The organism is Burkholderia pulmonis, assembly GCF_984667975.1.
In genome coordinates, this window is record NZ_OZ480187.1 from 2984543 (window position 1) to 3002679 (window position 18137).

General features: G+C 67.1%; 20 protein-coding genes. 12 read left to right on the forward strand and 8 right to left on the reverse strand.

Features of this window, described 5'->3' with window-relative positions:
- Positions 1 to 94 precede the first annotated feature (94 nt).
- Together cynR and AC5LXK_RS30170 are read left to right on the forward strand one after the other, a co-directional pair.
- Complete coding sequence (gene cynR / locus AC5LXK_RS30165; RefSeq protein WP_493392299.1) at positions 95 to 991, forward strand: transcriptional regulator CynR; 897 nt, start codon at positions 95 to 97, stop codon at positions 989 to 991.
- Complete coding sequence (locus AC5LXK_RS30170) at positions 933 to 1526, forward strand: DUF3304 domain-containing protein (protein ID WP_493392300.1); 594 nt, start codon at positions 933 to 935, stop codon at positions 1524 to 1526. Before cynR ends, AC5LXK_RS30170 begins: the two co-directional genes overlap by 59 nt.
- A 58-nt stretch (positions 1527 to 1584) precedes the next feature.
- Here the strand turns inward: AC5LXK_RS30170 and AC5LXK_RS30175 are convergent, their stop codons facing one another.
- Positions 1585 to 1788, reverse strand: a complete 204-nt coding sequence (locus tag AC5LXK_RS30175; protein WP_493392301.1) for a hypothetical protein — start codon at positions 1786 to 1788, stop codon at positions 1585 to 1587.
- 34 nt (positions 1789 to 1822) lie between these two features.
- Positions 1823 to 3142, reverse strand: a complete 1320-nt coding sequence (locus AC5LXK_RS30180) for a DUF3422 family protein (RefSeq protein WP_493392302.1) — start codon at positions 3140 to 3142, stop codon at positions 1823 to 1825.
- Between the two features lie 161 nt (positions 3143 to 3303).
- On the opposite strand from AC5LXK_RS30180, the gene AC5LXK_RS30185 reads away from it, so the two are divergent.
- Complete coding sequence (locus AC5LXK_RS30185) at positions 3304 to 4179, forward strand: LysR family transcriptional regulator (protein WP_222905942.1); 876 nt, start codon at positions 3304 to 3306, stop codon at positions 4177 to 4179.
- On the opposite strand, the gene AC5LXK_RS30190 is transcribed toward AC5LXK_RS30185, so the two are convergent.
- From AC5LXK_RS30190 to AC5LXK_RS30200, 3 genes are all read right to left on the reverse strand, one after another.
- Positions 4180 to 4740, reverse strand: coding sequence for a hypothetical protein (locus AC5LXK_RS30190; protein ID WP_493392303.1), 561 nt, complete (start codon positions 4738 to 4740; stop codon positions 4180 to 4182).
- 144 nt (positions 4741 to 4884) lie between these two features.
- Entirely contained in the window at positions 4885 to 5235 is a 351-nt protein-coding gene (locus tag AC5LXK_RS30195) for a hypothetical protein (protein ID WP_493392304.1), read from the reverse strand.
- Between the two features lie 157 nt (positions 5236 to 5392).
- Positions 5393 to 6406, reverse strand: a complete 1014-nt coding sequence (locus AC5LXK_RS30200; protein ID WP_493392305.1) for a LysR family transcriptional regulator — start codon at positions 6404 to 6406, stop codon at positions 5393 to 5395.
- Between the two features lie 326 nt (positions 6407 to 6732).
- Between AC5LXK_RS30200 and fae the strand changes: the two genes are divergently transcribed.
- The 4 genes from fae (at position 6733) to AC5LXK_RS30220 (ending at position 11283) form a co-directional block, all read left to right on the forward strand.
- Positions 6733 to 7257, forward strand: a complete 525-nt coding sequence (fae, locus tag AC5LXK_RS30205; RefSeq protein WP_493392306.1) for a formaldehyde-activating enzyme — start codon at positions 6733 to 6735, stop codon at positions 7255 to 7257.
- A 40-nt stretch (positions 7258 to 7297) separates the two neighbouring features.
- Complete coding sequence (locus AC5LXK_RS30210; RefSeq protein WP_493392307.1) at positions 7298 to 8320, forward strand: aldo/keto reductase; 1023 nt, start codon at positions 7298 to 7300, stop codon at positions 8318 to 8320.
- A 26-nt stretch (positions 8321 to 8346) separates the two neighbouring features.
- A complete protein-coding gene (locus AC5LXK_RS30215; protein WP_493392308.1) occupies positions 8347 to 9798 on the forward strand; it encodes an NAD-dependent succinate-semialdehyde dehydrogenase in 1452 nt (483 codons plus the stop codon).
- Between the two features lie 87 nt (positions 9799 to 9885).
- Positions 9886 to 11283, forward strand: coding sequence for an MFS transporter (locus tag AC5LXK_RS30220; protein ID WP_493392309.1), 1398 nt, complete (start codon positions 9886 to 9888; stop codon positions 11281 to 11283).
- Positions 11284 to 11441: 158 nt separating this feature from the next.
- Here the strand turns inward: AC5LXK_RS30220 and AC5LXK_RS30225 are convergent, their stop codons facing one another.
- Together AC5LXK_RS30225 and AC5LXK_RS30230 are read right to left on the reverse strand one after the other, a co-directional pair.
- Positions 11442 to 11741, reverse strand: a complete 300-nt coding sequence (locus AC5LXK_RS30225; RefSeq protein ID WP_493394083.1) for a type II toxin-antitoxin system RelE/ParE family toxin — start codon at positions 11739 to 11741, stop codon at positions 11442 to 11444.
- Positions 11738 to 11995, reverse strand: a complete 258-nt coding sequence (locus AC5LXK_RS30230; RefSeq protein ID WP_493392310.1) for a type II toxin-antitoxin system ParD family antitoxin — start codon at positions 11993 to 11995, stop codon at positions 11738 to 11740. Before AC5LXK_RS30230 ends, AC5LXK_RS30225 begins: the two co-directional genes overlap by 4 nt.
- A 227-nt stretch (positions 11996 to 12222) precedes the next feature.
- Here AC5LXK_RS30230 and AC5LXK_RS30235 point away from each other — a divergent pair, with 227 nt between their 5' ends.
- The 3 genes from AC5LXK_RS30235 to AC5LXK_RS30245 all read left to right on the forward strand — a co-directional run bounded on the left by AC5LXK_RS30235 (position 12223) and on the right by AC5LXK_RS30245 (position 14126).
- The gene (locus AC5LXK_RS30235) at positions 12223 to 12942 is read left to right on the forward strand and encodes a hypothetical protein (protein ID WP_493392311.1); all 720 of its coding nucleotides are present in this window, start codon (positions 12223 to 12225) and stop codon (positions 12940 to 12942) included.
- 75 nt (positions 12943 to 13017) lie between these two features.
- On the forward strand, positions 13018 to 13776 hold the full coding sequence (locus tag AC5LXK_RS30240; protein ID WP_493392312.1) for a hypothetical protein: 759 nt from the start codon (positions 13018 to 13020) through the stop codon (positions 13774 to 13776).
- Entirely contained in the window at positions 13773 to 14126 is a 354-nt protein-coding gene (locus AC5LXK_RS30245; protein ID WP_493392313.1) for a hypothetical protein, read from the forward strand. Before AC5LXK_RS30240 ends, AC5LXK_RS30245 begins: the two co-directional genes overlap by 4 nt.
- A 165-nt stretch (positions 14127 to 14291) precedes the next feature.
- On the opposite strand, the gene AC5LXK_RS30250 is transcribed toward AC5LXK_RS30245, so the two are convergent.
- Positions 14292 to 15167, reverse strand: coding sequence for a LysR substrate-binding domain-containing protein (locus AC5LXK_RS30250; protein ID WP_493392314.1), 876 nt, complete (start codon positions 15165 to 15167; stop codon positions 14292 to 14294).
- A gap of 228 nt (positions 15168 to 15395) precedes the next feature.
- On the opposite strand from AC5LXK_RS30250, the gene AC5LXK_RS30255 reads away from it, so the two are divergent.
- Positions 15396 to 16334, forward strand: coding sequence for a LysR substrate-binding domain-containing protein (locus AC5LXK_RS30255; protein ID WP_493394084.1), 939 nt, complete (start codon positions 15396 to 15398; stop codon positions 16332 to 16334).
- 304 nt (positions 16335 to 16638) lie between these two features.
- A complete protein-coding gene (gene aldA / locus AC5LXK_RS30260; protein WP_493392315.1) occupies positions 16639 to 18063 on the forward strand; it encodes an aldehyde dehydrogenase in 1425 nt (474 codons plus the stop codon).
- Positions 18064 to 18137: the final 74 nt, after the last annotated feature.

The window sequence follows — 18137 nt, forward strand, 5'->3', positions numbered from 1 at the left end:
GTGGAATCGATGAAGAGCAGGTTACGCCGGACTTCCAATAACGTAAAAGACTGATTTATGATCTACTGGATAAGCACGACTTATAGGAATCGCCATGCTGCTGCGCCATATCAACTACTTCCTCGCCGTGGCCGAACACCGCAGCTTCACGCGTGCGGCCGCCGCGCTGCACGTGTCGCAACCCGCGCTGTCGCAGCAGATCCGCCAGCTCGAGGAGACGCTCGGTGCGCAACTGTTCGATCGCACCGGGCGCGTCACGAAGCTGACGGACGCCGGCGATGTCTATTTCCGCTATGCGCGGCAGGCGCTGCACGATCTCGCGGAAGGCCGGCGCGCGATTCACGACGTGCAGGACCTGAGCCGCGGCTCGCTGCGCATTGCGGTCACGCCGACCTTCACGAGCTATCTCGTCGGGCCGCTCGTCGAAGCGTTTCACGGCCGCTATCCCGACGTGTCGCTGTCGGTGCGCGAGATGTCGCAGGAGCGCATCGAGGCGCTGCTCGTCGACGACGAGCTCGATGTCGGCATTGCATTCGAGGATGTGCAAACGGCGGATATCGAAGCGCAGACGCTGCTGGTCGAAACGCTCGCGCTCGTCGTGAACCGCGGGCATGCGCTCGCCGGAAAACGCAAGGCCGGCCTGCGCACGCTGCATGACGCGACGCTCGTGCTGCTCACCGCCGAATTCGCGACGCGCGTGCAGATCGACCGCTATTTCCGCGAGCACGACGTGCAGCCGCGCGTGCTGATGGAGGCGAATTCGCTCGGCGCGGTGATCGAGATCGTGCGCCGCACGAGCCTCGCGACGCTGCTGCCCGCGACGATCGCGACCGGCCACGACGATCTGGTCGCCGTCGCGCTCGATCCGGCCGTATTGCGGCGCACGGCCGTGTTGCTGCAGCGCAAGGGCGCGTACCGGAGCGCGGCCGCGCGTGCATTCGTCGAGCTGGCGCTCGCGCACGGGAAGGGAGCGGCGACGCGCCAGCGATGACACCGGCCGCCGCGGGAAATACCGGGTTCGCGCACATCACCGGCGACGACTCGCCGGACACGAACCGACTCACGGCAGCATCGACATGCCGAATCAGCTGCGCCGCTTTGCACTCGCGCCGCTGGCCATCACCGCGATGCTGACGGGGGCTGCGGGGACGCTACGCGCACAGATGCTGGCTGACGGCCCGTATCGCGTCGTCGGATTCAATTACACCGAGCGCGGTGTCTACAACTTCGTGGTCGACGGCTTCGGCGCCGGCAGCGTGCACGCGCGCCAGTTCGGCGGCGGCACGGTGTGCTGCATGAGCGTCCCGCGGAGCAAGAAGAATTGGCACGTCAGGATCACATACGACCTGACGCCAGAAGAAGACGCCCGGAACCAGGCGCCTGAAATCGATGAAACCGACGTCGCCGTGCCCGCGCTGCCGGACAGGCACGACGGTCATATCGAGTTTCATTTTCTGCCCGGCCGCAAGGTCGACGCCCGGTGGGTCAATTACCCGACGATGCCGCGCATGCGTGCCGGCGACTAGCCCGGCGACGCACGCATGCGAGCCCTCCGCGACCGGGCGAAACGCACGTTCTGCCGCGTCAGTTGTACCCGAGAATCGCTACTGCCGCGACATCCGGTCGATCGTGCGTATTCCCGACGAGCGACGTCATCGGCTCCTGCAGCACGGCCTGATACGACGTCACGCGCGCCGCCTCCGGCACACCGGCATCGTCCGCTGCCGGCTCGTCGAACGCGGCATCGAAACCGCCATGAAACCCTGCTTGATTGTGCGAAAAAGTCATCTCCACTCCTTTCCTTGATTATGTTTTCGTTGGTCTAACCGGCCTGCTTCAACACCGCCGCATGCGCAGGCGTACCGTCCTGCCCCGCTTCCGATCGCGCCAGCTGCGCACGCGTGCGCCGCGTAATGTGAATCACGGCAAACACGACCGGCGCGATCAGCAAACCTTCCGCCAGTTCCGGATCGACCGGCAGGTTCATCACGTGCAGCGCCTTGAACGCCGCCGTTGCGAGCGACAGCACGTAGTACGAAATGGCCGCCACCGACAGCCCTTCGACCGCGTGCTGCAGATGAAGCTGGTTGCGCGCGGTGCGCTCCATTCCCGCCAGCAGGCGCGTCACGTCCTTTTCCTGCGCGAGATTCACGCGCGTCCTCAACAGGTCGACCGCGCGGGCGATCCGCGCGGCGATCTGCTCGTGGCGCGCCCACACGCTGCGGCACGTTTCCATTGCGGGCGCGAAACGCCGCTCCATGAATTCGGCGATCGTCGGCATCCCTTCGATCCGCTCTTCGCGCAGTTCGTGAATACGCGCCAGCACGAGCTTTTCGTATGCGCGTGACGCACTGAAGCGCGCGCCCGCCCCCGCCAGCGATTCGACCCGCACCGCGAGATGCGTGAGCTTGACGAGCAGCGCCGTATCGTCGCCGTCGGTGCCGCTCGCGTCCATCCGCTGCATCAATGCATGCAGCGCAGCATGGATCTCGTCGAGCTCGCGGCTCATCCGGCGCGCGACGGGCAGCGCAAGCAGCGCCATCATCCGGTACGTTTCGATTTCATACAGGCGCTGCAGCAGGCGGCCGCCCTGCTCCTCGCGGAAATCCTCGTCGACGACGAGAAAGCGCATGAAGCCGTCGTCGCGCACGTGCCAGTCGCAGAACACCTTGCCGCCGCCGAGCACGCTGCTGCCGACGAGCGCGGGCCCGTCGATCCAGCGCCGCAGGTCGCCGCAGACGAGCCACGCGGCATCGCCCGACAGCAGTTCCATCCGGACTGCTACGAAACGGATGCCGGCCAGCCGCGCGAACCACGCGGCCGGAATGCCTTCGATCGCGAGATCGTCGAAGTAGCCGGTGTCGCGGCGCGGCGCGACGAACGTGAAGGTCGAGAATTCGGTGTGGCGCTCCCACTTCAGGTGCCAGCCGCACGGCGACTGCACCGCGTAGTGCGTCGCGCCTTCGTGCGGCGCGGCGATGCCGGTATCGCGGCACAGCGCGTGCAGCAGCGTTTCGTGGATGTCGGGCTGGCCGTCCGCGTAGATCGCGTAGTGCGTGAGCGACACGGCTTCGGCGAGCCGCAGGAACGGCCGGGCATGCAATTCCGCGGCCAGTGCGGCGCGCAACGGATGGTCGATCATCGATACACCACGCTTCCTTGTTCAGTCCCGCCCGCCGGCTTGGCCGGCCCGACCGCCGTACACCCTTCGGGCGAAACGCCAGCGTGATCGCACTATGGCAGACACACATCAACAATAAAAACGCATAATGCTGATCGTTACGTTCAGTTTTCCTGATACCGATGAAGATGCTCGATCACGACGTGCTGACCACCGTCGTCGCCGTCGCGGAGACCGGCAACATGACCCGCGCGGCCGAAGCCGTGAACCGCTCGCAGTCGGCCGTGAGCATGCAGATCAAGAGCCTGGAAGACGCGATCGGCCGGCCGCTGTTCGTGCGCAAGCCGCGCAGCATCGTGCTGACGCGCGAAGGCGAGGTCCTGCTGGGATTCGCCAGACGAATGCTGGCGCTGCGCGACGAGGCATGGGCGGCCGTCGTGCGGCCGGAAGTGACCGGCAAGGTCGTGATCGGCGTGCCGGACGACTATGCGTCGTCGCTGCTGCCGTCCGTCCTGAAGAAATTCTCGGCAACCTACCCGAAGGTCGAGATCCAGGTGATGGGGCTGCCCAGCAGCGCGCTCGCGCCGCTGATCAAGGACGGCACCGTCGATCTCGTGTGCGGTACGCGCATCAAGGGGCTGACCGGCGATTTCATCCGCCACGAGCCGATGGCGTGGGCCGCGATGACGAACGGGCCGCGCGTATGGGAGGAGCGGCCGCTGCCGATCGCGGTGTTCATGCCGGGCAGCGTCGCGCGCGAGAACGCGATCCGCAGCCTCGAACGCGCGAAGGTGCCGTACCGCACGTCGTATGAAAGCCCGAGCCTGCTCGGGCTGCTCAGCATGGTCGAGGCCGGGCTCGCGGTCGCGCCGCTCGCACGCTGCGCGATTCCCGCGCAACTGTCGATGCTCGGCCGCTCGCACGGGTTGCCCGACCTGCCGCCGCTCGAGCTGATCCTCGCGCGCAGCACGAAATCGAAGCGGCCGCCGTGCGACTTTCTCGCGGAACAGTTGATGGAAGACCTGCAGCGGCAAACCGGGCAGACCGGCGACGCGTAATCAGCGCGTCGTACCGAGCCCGGCCTCGGCCAGCGCCGCGTTGACGTTCGCGGCGATCGCATCGACGAGTGCCTCGAGCGTATCGCCGTACACCATCCGGTGTTCCGGCGCGATGTGCTCGGCACGTTGCCAGCCCCACTGCGCGCCCGACGCGACCGACAGCGTCGCACCGAACCGGTTGCCGTGGCGGTGGCCGAAGATGCTCACGCGCCGCTCGGCCACATATTCCTGCTCAGGCAGACAGAGCCGGATCTCGACCGCGACCTGGCCGGGATCGTTGACGCGCGCGGCCGGGCTGACCGTCGCCCCGAACACCTTGCCGATACGCCAGGTCACACAGCTCTCCCAGGCCGCGAGCGGCCCCCCGATCGCGTCGACCCGCTCGGTGTCGACCGACCACTGATGCCTGGCAGGCAAAACGATCGCCTGATGCAGCAGCACTTCCGCCACGCGCACCGTCGTCAGGAGCTGACGCGCGAGCTGCTGGCCCGACGGCAGCGCCGCCGTCCGCGCGCGGCGGCTTGCCGGCCGCGCGACATGCACTTCTTCCGACAGGTACATGGACACTCCGTATTCAGGGGGTGGCGCCGCGTACGGCGCGGCGCACGAACGTCCGCCGCCACCGGCTGGCGGGCAACATGGCGACCGGCGAACCGGTGCGGCGCAGACGAACCATCAACGCATGAGCAACAACCGTTCCCGGTTTCACCGGGCCTTCGGCCCGACACGCAACCGGCGCGCGACGGGCCCGATCACCGCATCGGCCTGCTGCGCGATCAGCATGTGCAGCGTGAAATCCAGGTCTTCCGGCGCGATGTCGAAGTGCACGTGGATCACGTCGCGCACGGCGCGCGCGCGGACGACGTACACGCCGAGCGGCGAATGCAGCAGCGCGGCCAGCCGGTCGCGCGCGTGTTCGCCCGAATCGGCCGTCAACGTGACGGGCAACTGCAGGCGCGGGCGCGGCGGTGGAAACGGAATGACGTTGGTACGGGTACCGGCGCGCACCTGGCGGCCGGCGACATCGAAGGCGGGAAACGGATGGATGAAGGTCATGGAGCGGACGGAAGCCGTCCCGGCTGTTCGACACACCCCCAGCTTAGAAGAGACCGCATAAACGTCGTGCAAAAAAACGGGGCGGCCGTGCAAAAAGCGGCATGCGGGCGTCGCGATCGCGCCCCGCGCGCGCCGCCGCCCCTTCGCGATCGCCGCGTTACGCGAACGCCTCGAGCGACGCGCGCCGCCGTTCGTCGACCATCGATTCGATCAGCGAGACGAGATCGTCGGTCAGCGGATCGCAGATGCCGGGCGAGCGATGCAGCTCGAGATCGGCCGCCGGCAGCGGCGGCAGCCCGTCCGCCTCGCCGAGCACGCGCCAGTTCCCGGGCAGCGTGCAGCGATCGATCATCGTCACGGCCGCGCCGTGGTTCACCGCGATCTTGATGCCGGTCGGGCTCTGGCTCGTATAGACGACGTGATACGGCCGCTCGGCCGTCGCCAGCGCCTGCAGCCCGCGCTGCCGGTAGCAGCACGTCTCGGGAAACAGCGCGAGCGGCACCGACGCATGCGGGCCGAGCGCGAAATCCCGGTGCGCGGCCCACACGACATCGTGACGGCCGAGCAGCCGCCCGCCCGCGTTCGGCCCGTGCCGCACGACAAGCGCGACGTCGAGCTCGCCGGCCTGCAGCCGCTCGAGCAGTTCGAGCGACGTGCGGCAATGCACGTGCAGGCGCGCACCCGGCCGCAGCGCATAGAACGACTTCAGCAGGTCGGGCAGCCACAGCTCCGCGTAGTCCTCCGGCAACCCGAAACGCACGATGCCGCGATCGCTGCTCGCCTGCTTCAGCGCACGGATCGCATCGTTCTGCACCTGGATGATCCGCCGGGCGTGAATCAGGAAATTCTCGCCGTCGCGCGACAGCTCGAGCCGCCGGCTGTTGCGCATGAACAGGTGCGTGTCGAGTCGCTCCTCGAGCGTGCGGATGCGCAGGCTGATCGTCGACTGCGTGCGATGCAGCTGCCGGGCCGCCGCGGTGAAGCCGCCGCTTTCGACGACGGCGACGAATGCGCGGATCAGCTCGGGGTCGAGCGACGTCAGTTTCGACCAGTCGGGCTTCGAGAAAGCGCCGGGCCGCCCCAGGTTCTCCGCCCCGGAGGAAGTCGCCTGGAACGCGTGCTCCCCCTGGGGATGCGGGCGCGAAGCGTCGGATTTCTCAATGGCAGCCATCGGAATTACTCGCTTTCGAAAATGGAAGGGAAGACGAAAGATAGGGCTCGGAGTACGCCGATTGTTGTCCGGATGCGCCCGGCCCTCCAACCCCTGCCCGGGTATGACAAACCCGGAGCCGGAACGCGAACGCCCTTCCGCCCGCCCCACGCCGCCCGTCGTCAGAACGGCGGCCGCGGGCCGCCCGGCGGGCGTCTGCGTGCCGGGTCAAGGGCTTTCCCGGAGACGACGAAAACTCATACCTCGATCAGAAAACATCGATTCACCGGCCGTGTCGCGGCCCACCACAATCGCCTCACACCCAACCTCATCGACGAGACACCGCAATGACCGCATCCCAATCCAGGCAGCTTTTCATCGGCGAAGGCTTCGAAGGCCCCGGCGTCAACCTCGCGCACATCAACGTGCTGGTCGGCCCGCGCAACGGCCCGGCCGGGCAGGCCTTCGCGACCGCGCTCGCGACGCCGTCGGCCGGCCATGCGCCGTTCGTCGTGATCGCGCAGCCGGGCGTGCCGACCAAGCCGCTCACGCTGTACGTGAACAAGGCGCAGATCGCCGGCGACTTCCACGGCAATGCCACGTGGGGCGCATCGCAGGCCGGCATCGCGAAGGCCGTGGCCGAAGCGCTCGAGAACGGCACGCTGCCGCCCGAAGCGGAGAACGACTGGGTCGTCGTGTCGGCCAACTGGGTGAACCCGCAGACCGACGACCTCGACGCGGTGTTCGAGAACAACTACCGCGCGTGCCGCAACGCGATCGTCGCCGCGATGGAAGGGCTGCCGCATCGCGATGCCGTGTTCGCCGCCGCGCGCGACGTGTCGAACCCGTTCTACACGCCGAAAAAGAACTGACAGACAACGCACGGCCGGCAAGGCCGCACCAGGAGGAAGCATGGAATACGTCCGCCTCGGCCAGTCCGGCCTGAAGGTGTCCCGCCTGTGTCTCGGCACAATGAACATGGGCACGCCCGAGTGGAAGCCGTGGATCTTCGACGAAGCGCAGAGCGAGCCGATCGTGCGCCGCGCGCTCGACGCCGGCGTCAACTTCATCGATCTCGCCGATTTCTATTCGACGGGCGTCGGCGAGGAAGTGGTCGGCCGCATCCTGAAGCGCAACGCGCGCCGCGAGGAGCTCGTCGTGACGACCAAGGTCGGCTACGACATGGGCAGCTATCCGAACGCGGGCGGCCATTCGCGCAAGCACGTGCTCGACGGCATCGACGGCTCGCTGAAGCGGCTCGGGATGGATTACGTCGACATCTTCATGCTGCATTTCTTCGACGTGAATACACCCGTCGAGGAAACGATGAGCACGCTGCACGACATCGTGCGCGCCGGCAAGGCGCGCTATATCGGCGTATCGACGATGTACACGTGGCAGTTCGCGAAGATCATGCAGGCATGCGAACGAAACGGCTGGGACAAGCCGATCAACATGCAGCTGCAGCTCAACCTCGCGTATCGCGAGGAAGAGCGCGAAATGGTGCCGTACTGCATCGACCAGGGTGTCGGCGTGTCGGTGTTCAGCCCGCTCGCGCGCGGGCTGCTGACCTGCGAGCCGCAATCCACGCGCAACCAGACCGACTTCTTCACCGCGCAGATGTACGGCGACGCATCATCGCTCGCGATCGCCGCGTCGGTCGCGAAGGTCGCGAAGCGGCGCGGCGTGCCGCCCGCGCAGATCGCGCAGGCGTGGGTGCTGAGCCGCCCGGGCATCGCGAGCATGCTGGTCGGCGCGGATTCCGTCGCGCAGTTCGACAGCGCGCTCGGCGCGCTCGAAACGCGGCTGACCGACGAAGAGCTGCACGAACTGGAACGCAACTACACGCCGTGCGACCTGATCAACGACTACACGGCCGGCAAGCGCATCGCGCGCGAATCGCGCGCGGCGCAGGGCAGTTTCGCGACGGACTGAAGCACTGAAGGAAGGAACGACAGACGATGAACGAATTTCTGAGGACCGGCCATTACATCGGCGGTGAATGGTACGAATCGCACGGCGCGAGCGACGCAACCTATCCGGTGCTGAACCCGGCGACCGGCGAAACGATCGCAAAGGTCGCGAAAGGCGGCGCCGACGACACGCAGCGTGCGATCGATGCGGCCGCGCACGCGTTCCCCGCGTGGCGTTCGCTGACCGCGAAGGAACGCGGCGCCCGCGTCAAGCGCTGGGGCGAACTGATGCTCGAACACCGCGACGCGCTCGCCGAACTGCTGACGCGCGAGCAGGGCAAGCCGCTCGCGGAAGCACGCGGCGAAGTGGCCTACGCGGCGAGCTTTCTCGAATGGTTCGCGGAAGAAGCGAAGCGCATGTACGGCGACGTGATCCCGAGCCCGAAGCCGGATTCGCAGATCGTCGTCACGCGCGAGCCGGTCGGCGTCGTCGCGGCGATCACGCCGTGGAATTTCCCGCTCGCGATGATCACGCGCAAGGCCGGCCCCGCACTCGCGGCCGGCTGCACGATGGTGCTGAAGCCATCCGAGGAAACGCCGCTGTCGGCGTTCGCGCTCGCGGTGCTCGCCGAGCGTGCAGGCGTGCCGGCCGGCGTGTTCAACGTGGTGTCGGGCGACGCGGTCGCGATCGGCGAAACGCTGACGAGTTCGTCCGTCGTGCGCAAGCTGTCGTTCACGGGCTCGACGCGGGTCGGCAAGCTGCTCGCGAAGCAGTCGGCCGACACGCTGAAGAAGCTGTCGCTCGAACTCGGCGGCAACGCGCCGTTCATCGTGTTCGACGATGCCGATCTCGATGCCGCGGTCGTTGGCGCGATCGCGTCGAAGTTCCGCAATACCGGGCAGACCTGCGTGTGCGTGAACCGCTTCCTCGTGCAGGACGGCGTGTACGACGCGTTCACGCGCAAGCTGGCGGACGCCGTGCGAAAGCTGCGCGTCGGCAATGCGCTCGCCGGTGAAGTCGACCAGGGGCCGCTGATCAACGAAGCGGCGCTCGCCAAGGTCGAGCGGCACGTGGCCGATGCGACCGCGAAGGGCGCGCACGCGCTGACCGGCGGCAAGCGTCACGCGCTCGGCGGCACGTTCTACGAGCCGACCGTGCTGACCGGCATGACACCCGACATGCTGATCGCCGAAGAGGAAACCTTCGGCCCCGTCGCCGGCTGCTTCCGCTTCGCGACCGAAGAGGAAGCCGTCGCCGCGGCCAACGACACGCCGTTCGGGCTGTCCGCGTACTTCTATACGCGCGACCTCGGCCGCGCATGGCGTGTGTCGGGCGCGCTGGAAAGCGGGATGGTCGGCGTCAACGACGGGATCATCTCGACCGAAGTCGCGCCGTTCGGCGGCGTCAAGCAATCGGGGCTCGGCCGCGAAGGCTCGAAGTACGGCCTCGACGAATACGTGGAACTCAAGTACACGCTGATGGCCGGCCTCGGCCGCTGACCGCTCCCCGCGGTCGATCCGCGCCGCGCGCCGCCCGGCCGCGCGGCGCCTCGCACGGCTCGCGCGGCGTCGTCCGACGCCCGCCCCATGCATGACAATTCCGGAGGCAGCTTGACCCAAGCCAACGTTCCATCCGGCACCGCGCGCGCGTTGCCGCTGCCGCGCGGCGCCGATGCGCCGCACCGCCCCGTCGCGCTCGACGACGTGCCGCTCAACCGCTTCCACGTGAAGATCGCCGGCCTGACGTTCGGCGCGCATTTCACCGAGGGCTACACGCTCGGCACGATCGGCTATGCGCTCGCCGCGCTCGGCAAGCAGATGCCGATCGACGCATTCTGGATGGGGATGATCGGCAGCTCGGCGCTGATCGGCATCTTCTTCGGCAGCCTCGTGTTCGGCTGGCTGTCCGATCGGATGGGCCGGCAGAAGATCTTCCTGACGAGCTTCGTGATCATCACGGCGGCCGCGTTCGCGCAGTTCTACGTCAGCTCGCCGCTCGAACTATGCGTGCTGCGCGTGCTGATCGGCTTCGGGATGGGCGGCGATTTCACGGTCGGCCACGCGATCCTCGCCGAATTCTCGCCGCGCAAGCATCGCGGCGCGCTGCTCGGTTCGTTCAGCGTGATCTGGACGATCGGCTATGTGGCCGCGAACGTGCTCGGCCTGGCGTACAGCGATGTCACGCCGGACGCATGGCGCTGGCTGCTCGCGTCGGCCGCGTTGCCCGCGCTGGTCGTGCTCGTGCTGCGGATCGGCACGCCGGAATCGCCGCGCTGGCTGCTCGGCAAGGGCCGCGTGCAGGAGGCGCGCGCGATCGTCGCGAAGCATTTCGGGCCGCACGTGATGCTCGACGGCTCGGCCGAACCGCATGCGAATGCGGGCTTCTCGCGCTTGTTCCAGCCCGACCTGATCCGGCGGACGGCCTTCAACTGCGCGTTCTTCGTGTGCCTCGTGATTCCGTACTTCGCGATCTACACGTTCCTGCCGACGATCCTGAAGACGATCGGCCTCGCCGAAGGCTTCGGCGCGGACCTGCTGCTGAACGGCTTCCTCGTGCTGGGCGCGCTGATCGGCATCTGGCTGACGATCCGGCTGTCGCGGCGCGGCTTCCTGATCGGCTCGTTCGCGGTGACGTGCGCATCGCTCGTCGCGCTCGCGGTACTGCCGTCGGCGGCGGCCATCGCGATGATCGTCGCGTTCGCGGTCTTCACGCTGACGATGTCGGCGTTCAGCAATCTCGTCGGCGTGTTCCCGCCCGAGTGCTTCCCGACCGAAGTGCGCGCGAGCGGCGTGGGCCTCGCGATCGCGTGCAGCCGGCTCGGCTCGGCGATCGGCACGTTCCTGCTGCCGGTCGGCATCGCGACGCTCGGGTTTCACGCGACGATGTTCGCGCTGGCGGGCGTGCTGCTGGTGGGGATGCTCGTATCGATCGCGTGGGCGCCGGAGACGAAGCACCTGACGCTGGAGGAGGCGTCGGGGCATTGACGATGGCGGCGGGTGACGTGCCGGCCGGCGTCGTCACGATCGAAGTTGATGCGTCGACGGGCCGGGCAGGCGCTGTGCGCGTGACGCAATCCGGTTCGAACGAACCCGGCTACGGCCGGGTTCTCGCATTCCAGGCCCGATGCGATACGCGCATTCGCTCAGAACAGAATCGACGCGTAGTCCCTCGCGCCGTGCAGGACGTGAAGAATGTCGATCCGCACCGGCGGATCGCCGACGACCCGATAGAAGATCTGATAGTTGCCGTACACGCGATGACGCACACCGTGGCGCTCGAAACGCGGCACCAGCGGAAACGCCAACGGCATCGCGGCAAGACTCAGGCACTTGTCGCGAATCTCCCGCACGAAAGTCACCGCACGTTGCGGATTGTCACGCGCGATGTAATCGGCGATCGCTTCAAGTTCAGCAATCGCGAAATCAGACAGCCGCACGGTCAGTCCTGACGATCCGCCCGGGCCCGGTACTTCGCCTCGAGACGATCGAACACCTCCGCCGCATCGGCGCCGCGTCCGGCTTCCGCATCGGCCAGGCTGCGCGCGATCACCGCATCCAGCGCGTTCAATTGCGCCTCGCGATCCTGGATCAGCCGCACGCCTTCGCGAAGCACCTCGCTCTTGGATCCGTAACGCCCCGATTCGACCAGCTTCGCGACGTAAGCCTCCAGTTGCTGGCCCAGTTCCGCACTGATCATGGCGACCTCCCGACTGCGATGAATTCGATGCACGGAGCGTATCCCGGTTATCAACTATTATCAAGAAGGTGATCTCCAGACGGATCGGTGCGGATGCTTGCGCGACCGATCGGGTGGATGGACGAAACGGATGCGCTTCGGGCGCGCTGCAGCGGCACCGGGCACTCATCCGGCCTTCGCATGCGCTCGTGTAGCCTTGCTGAACCGTCACAGTGCTAACCCCGATCATGATCGAAAACATCGTCACGCCTCAACCTGGCCTGAAGGTCTATCCGTCCGATGCCGACGTGTTCGCCGAGCCCGCTGCCGCGCTCGCGCGCCACCTGCATCCGCTCGTATCGATCGACCTGTCGGCGGTCGATCCGTCGTGGCAGGGCTGGATCCACCTGCTCAGCCCCGTCGAACCGGTCGACGGGCTCGTCGGGCAGAGCACGACGGCCTTCCACAACGACTATCTGCGCGCGAACTGGATCGGCTTCCGGCTCGACGAGAACAACCGCTATACGCTGCTCGGCGACCTCCGCTACTTCTATCTGGAAAACGCGCCCGGCCCGCGCGACGCGCGCTACCGCGAGGAACTGGCGCAGCACTACGCCGAACAGCAGGCCAGCCTCGAAGCCGCGCGCCTGCGCTTCGCGGAACACGGGCGCCTCTACTCGTCCAACCGGTATGCGCCGGCCGGGCGCGATTTCAGCCAGGAAAAGCCGTGCAACCTGATCGACCAGCTCGGCGGGACGGTCGGCTGGGGCAACTGGTCGGGCACCGCCGACTTTCCGGTCGACGACAGCGATCCGGACGACATCCGGCCGATCGGCCCCGACGGTGCGCGCTTTCGTTTCGTCGCCGGCGTGACGGGGTGGGAATACCGCGCGATGGGCGCGGACTGGATCCTGCTGTTTTACGAACCGGTCAGCCGCCTGGCGCTGCTGACGTTCGACTGGTCGTAACGCGGGCGAGCGCGGCGACCGCGCCGTCTCTTGATTGGCCGTTTGGCGGACTCTGCGAACCGGATTCGCGGCGATATGCTGGGTGCTTTCCACTCACCGCCCGCAGCCATGCCCGCCCAGCGCGTCGATCTCAGCCATGTCCTGCCGTACGAGACGACCCACTTCGACGATCGGCTCACGATCGATCGAAACGATCTCGATATCGCTGCGTTGCTCGGCGTGGACGGCGGCGTTTCCGATGCGCTGCTGGTTTCGTTGTGCGGGGCGCCTGCCGGGTCGGACATTCAGGCGTATCTCGACAGCGCGGACAGGTTGACGTTCGGTGTCACGCATCCGGAATTGATCCGGTCGGAGAATCGCATCTCCGTGCTCAAAACCCCGGACACACGCGTACTCGAATTGGGATCCATCGATCTTGTCGATACCGCCGTCGCCGGACTCGGCGCAGCGATGCTATGGCGAATCGTAAGAGCATGCGATAGGTTGAGGATTGCCCGGATCAGTGCGTTCGCGATAGGCGGTCGCCAAGCCGCTCCGGAACCCGGCGGGCCAAAGCTCTCCGGATACTACGCATGGCCCAGGTTCGGCTTCGATGCGCCGATTCCGAATCGGCACGGTGACGAGGCTGCGCTGTTCCAGCATTTCCCCGGATATCCGGTCGGGTTGGCCGACCGGTCGCTTCGGTCGCTACGTGCACTCTACGCAACGCGATTCGGGCGGGACTTCTGGCGAGTCGCCGGGTCACATCGCTGGATGACATTCGAGGTTGCCCCGCATGGTCATTCGGTGCTGACGCTGCAGCAATACCTGATCGAAAAAGGAATTTACGAATGACCCCAAAGCACCAACCGATCACGGGCTTCCGTTTCGTGAAGCAAATAGCCAGGCGTAGCCGCACGACGAACAAGCATCGCCCCATTCGTCTCTCGGAAATCCGGCTGCTCATTGGCGAACTCGTCGCGAGCACACGCCATCACGGTCAAGCGCAGGCGACGCTGACATCTGCCGTCGAATACCGCGCACAACAGGCCGGCAAGCCGGTATCACCGCCGCAAAGAAAAGTCTTCGACGTGGGGCCGATCGATCACTCGAAGAGCACATTGCAGATCATATCGATGGCCGATGCAGAAGCCCGTTGTCGCCGGGAAACACTCCTGCACTTCGGACAGGACCCCGACCTGTAACCCGCGGCAATGGAACGCAACCGCACGGCTCGGTTCAACGACGATCTGGCCAGTCTTCGGTTCGTAACGATCTTTGACAGACACCCAAGCAGGAAGCACTGCACGACAGGCGCGGACTGATCCGATTTTTCCCACATTCCAATCAGCCGCGTCCCACCCCGCCCCCTACCCCCGCCTCGCCGCCTGCTCCCGCAACCACGCGGCAAACGCAACCACATGCTCGACCGCGACACTCTCCGGCTCGACATCGAGCCAGTAACCGAACGGCCCGATCGGCTGCACCGGCGACAACCGCACGAGGCTGCCTTCGCCGATCTCCTCCTCGATCATGTTCAGGTCGACCACCGCGAGCCCCGCGCCCTTGCGCGCCGCGCGGATCGCCTGTTCGAGCGTGGAGAATTCGATGCCGTCGCCGATCCGCTCGAGCGGCACGCCCGCCTGCCCGCACCAGTCGGCCCACAGTGCGAGGCGCTTGCCCTCGTGCAACACGTGCAGCGACGGCAGCCGGCCGAGCAGCACGTCGAGCGCGTCGCCGCGATAACGCGGCGCACCGACGAGCGCATGGCGCTCCATCATCAACAGCTCCGATTGCATCCCGGCGCGCGCCACGCGCCCGAAGCGGATATGGCAATGACAATCGTCGTCCGGCTCGGTGCGGATCGACAGCTCGACGTCGGGCAGCGCCTCCGCGAGCGTGCCGAGCCGCGGCGAGAACCACTGCGTCGCGAACGTCGGCGGCAGCGACACCGTCAGGCGCCGCTTCGCGCCCGGCCGCGTGGCGGCGATTTCACCGACGCCGCGCTCGATCGTGTCGAACGCCTGTCCGATGAACGGCAACAGGCGCTGCCCCGCATCGGTCAGGCGCACGCCCTTGTGATCGCGCTCGAACAGCCGCGCGCCGAGCGCTTCCTCGAGCAGCCGGATCTGCCGGCTTACCGCGCCTTGCGTCACGCACAGCGAAACCGCCGCGCGATTGAAGCTCAGGTGACGCGCGGTCTCCTCGAAAAATCGCAGCGCGATCAACGATGGCAGGCGTCGCATGATGTGTGTCCCTTTCGTTCGTATTGTTTGTATCGTTCGTCGTGTTGCCGGCCGGCAGCGCCGGCCATCCTGCGGGCAGCTTGATCGCAAAAGGCGCGCCGGCCGTCATGCCGTGACAACCCCGAGGCCCGGCGCCCTCCACCGCTTCATTCATCGCCCCGCCGCACCGGCCTCCCGCCTACAATAAGCATCCCGCACCAAACACGACACCGCCCCGTGAGACGCAAGATGCCGGCGCTGAATGCGCTGAAAGCCTTCGAGATGGCCGGCCGCACCGGCAGCTTCACGCGCGCGGCCGAACTGCTCAACGTGACGCAGAGCGCGGTGAGCCGTCAGGTCCGCCAGCTCGAAGGCCAGCTCGGCGAAACGCTGCTCGAGCGGCGCCATCACCAGCTCGAACTGACGGCGGCCGGCCGCGTGCTGCTGCGCGCGCTGCAACAGTCGTTCGACAAGATCGAGCTGACCGTGCGCAGCCTGCAGGAAAAAACCCACCTGAACCGCCTGCGCGCGAACGTGCCGCCGACCTTTGCCGCGCGCTGGCTGATGCCGCGCCTCGGCCGGCTGCGCGACGCGCATCCCGAATTCGAGCTGAGCCTCACGACACGCATCCACGACAGCCTCGGCGAATCGCGCGTGCTCGACTGCGCGATCCGGTTCGGAGACGGCGAATGGGACGGCTTCGACAATGCGCTGCTGATGCAGGAGCAGCATATCGCCGTCTGCGCACCCGCGCTGTATGCGCGGCTGCGACAGGACGGCGCGCCGATCGACCTGAACCGTTTCACGTTGCTGCACGTGCTCGCGACCGACGACCAGCGCTACCTCACCTGGCAGCATTGGCTGAAGGCCGCCGGCATCGCCGACGTCGACACGCGCGGCGGCTACGAATTCGACCTGCTCGACCACGCGATCCGCGCGGCGATCGACGGCCTCGGCATCACGATCGCCGACCGCCACATGGTCGCGCGCGAACTCGCCGCCGGGCAACTGATGCAGGTACTCAACGTGCACGTCGACGGCCACCAGTCGTACTGGTTCGTCACGCGCCCCGAGCAGACGAACCTGCCGCACATCGTGCAGTTCCGCGACTGGCTGCAGCAGGAAGTCTGGCTCGCGAAACGCCACCTCGAGCCGTCGTCGCCGCTGCCGCAGGTGCCGCTGACCTGACGCGCGATCCCGCCCCGGCCTTCGGCCGCGGGGCGACACCTTACCGGCTCCCGCGCCGGTCCGCATGCCCTCTGCCGGAAATACGACAGGGCCGCCGCACGCGCCCCGTCCCGCCGTGCCCACGGCAGCCTTGCCGGACGGGCGACTCCGGTCGATTCGCCAAGTAACGTGCATTTTTCTCATACTCGGCACGAAAATAAGTCGTTTGTCGTGCGCTAAACGCATGAACAGAATGGTCTCTGTCCCGTGCCGCGCGTGTCGCCACTCGAAGCGATCCGCCCGCATTCATCGGAGGAGTCACTTCATGCGCACCGAACGCAACTACGTGAACGGCCGTTTCGTCGCCCCCGAAAGCGACGCGTTCATCGTCGTCCACAATCCCGCCACCGAGGCGCCGTTCGCGCGTGTGCCGGCGGCCACCCCGGCCGACGCGCTCGCCGCCGTCGACGCCGCGGCCGCCGCGCAGAAAGCGTGGCGCAGGCTGCCGAGCGTCGAGCGGGCCGCGTACCTGCACCGCTTCGCCGATGCGCTGACCGCCCGCGCGCCCGAGATCGGCGCGGCGCTCGCGCAGGAATCCGGCAAGAGCGTCGACGATGCGTCGAACGAAGCCGTCTACGCGGGCCAGATCACGCGCTACCACGCCGAGTGGGCCCGCCGGATCGAAGGCGAAATCATCCCGAGCGACACGCCCGACGAGAACCTGTTCCTGCAACGCGAGCCGATCGGCGTCGTCGCATGCCTGATCCCGTTCAACTATCCCGTCTACACGCTGCTGCGCAAGGTCGCGCCCGCGCTGATCGCCGGCAATACCGTGATCGTGCGGCCGAGCAACCACACGCCGGTGTCCGCGTTCGAGATCGCGAAGGCCGTCGACGATGCCGGCTTCCCGCCGGGCGTCGTCAACATCCTGACGATGGACCACGCGACGGCCGAGGCGCTGTGCACGCATCCGGCGGTCGGGATGATCACGCTGACAGGCAGCGTGAACGCGGGCCGCAAGGTGCTCGACTACTGCAAGGCGAACATCGCGAAGCCGTCGCTCGAACTCGGCGGCAAGACGCCTGCGATCATCGAGCCCGACACCGACCTCGAACGCGCGGCCGCCGCGCTCGTCGCGTCGAAAACGACCCATTGCGGCCAGCTCTGCACGGCGATCGAGCGCGTGTACGTGCACGACAGCGTGCACGACCGCTTCGTCGCACTGCTGAAGGAAAAGATGGGCGCGGTGCGCAGCGGCGACCGCGCGGAAGACGCCGCGCGGATGGGCCCGCTCGTCAGCGCCTCGGCGCGCGCACACATCCACGGGATGGTCGAACGCGCGATCGCGGCAGGTGCGACGCTCGAAACCGGCGGTGCGATCCCCGACGGCCCCGGCTTCTTCTACCCGGCCACGCTGCTGACGAACTGCCGGCAGGACATGGAAATCGTGCAGGAGGAAACCTTCGGCCCGATCATGCCCGTGCTGCGCTACCGGACGATCGACGAGGCCATCGGCTTCGCGAACGACCACCAGTTCGGGCTGTCGTCGGTGCTGTACACCGAGAACTACCGCACCGCGATGACCGTCGCGAACGCGATCGAGGCGGGCGAGCTGTACGTGAACCGCACGCCGGCCGATCCGTACCAGGGCTTCCATGCCGGGTGGAAACGCTCGGGCCTCGGCGGCGACGACGGCAAGCACGGGATGCTCGAATTCACGCAGACGCGCCTCGTCGTCATGAAGTACTGACGCAACGCCGACGCACCGTTTCCGGCGCGCGCACCCCGACACCACGCCGCGCACGCCGCCCCCGATCCGAACCA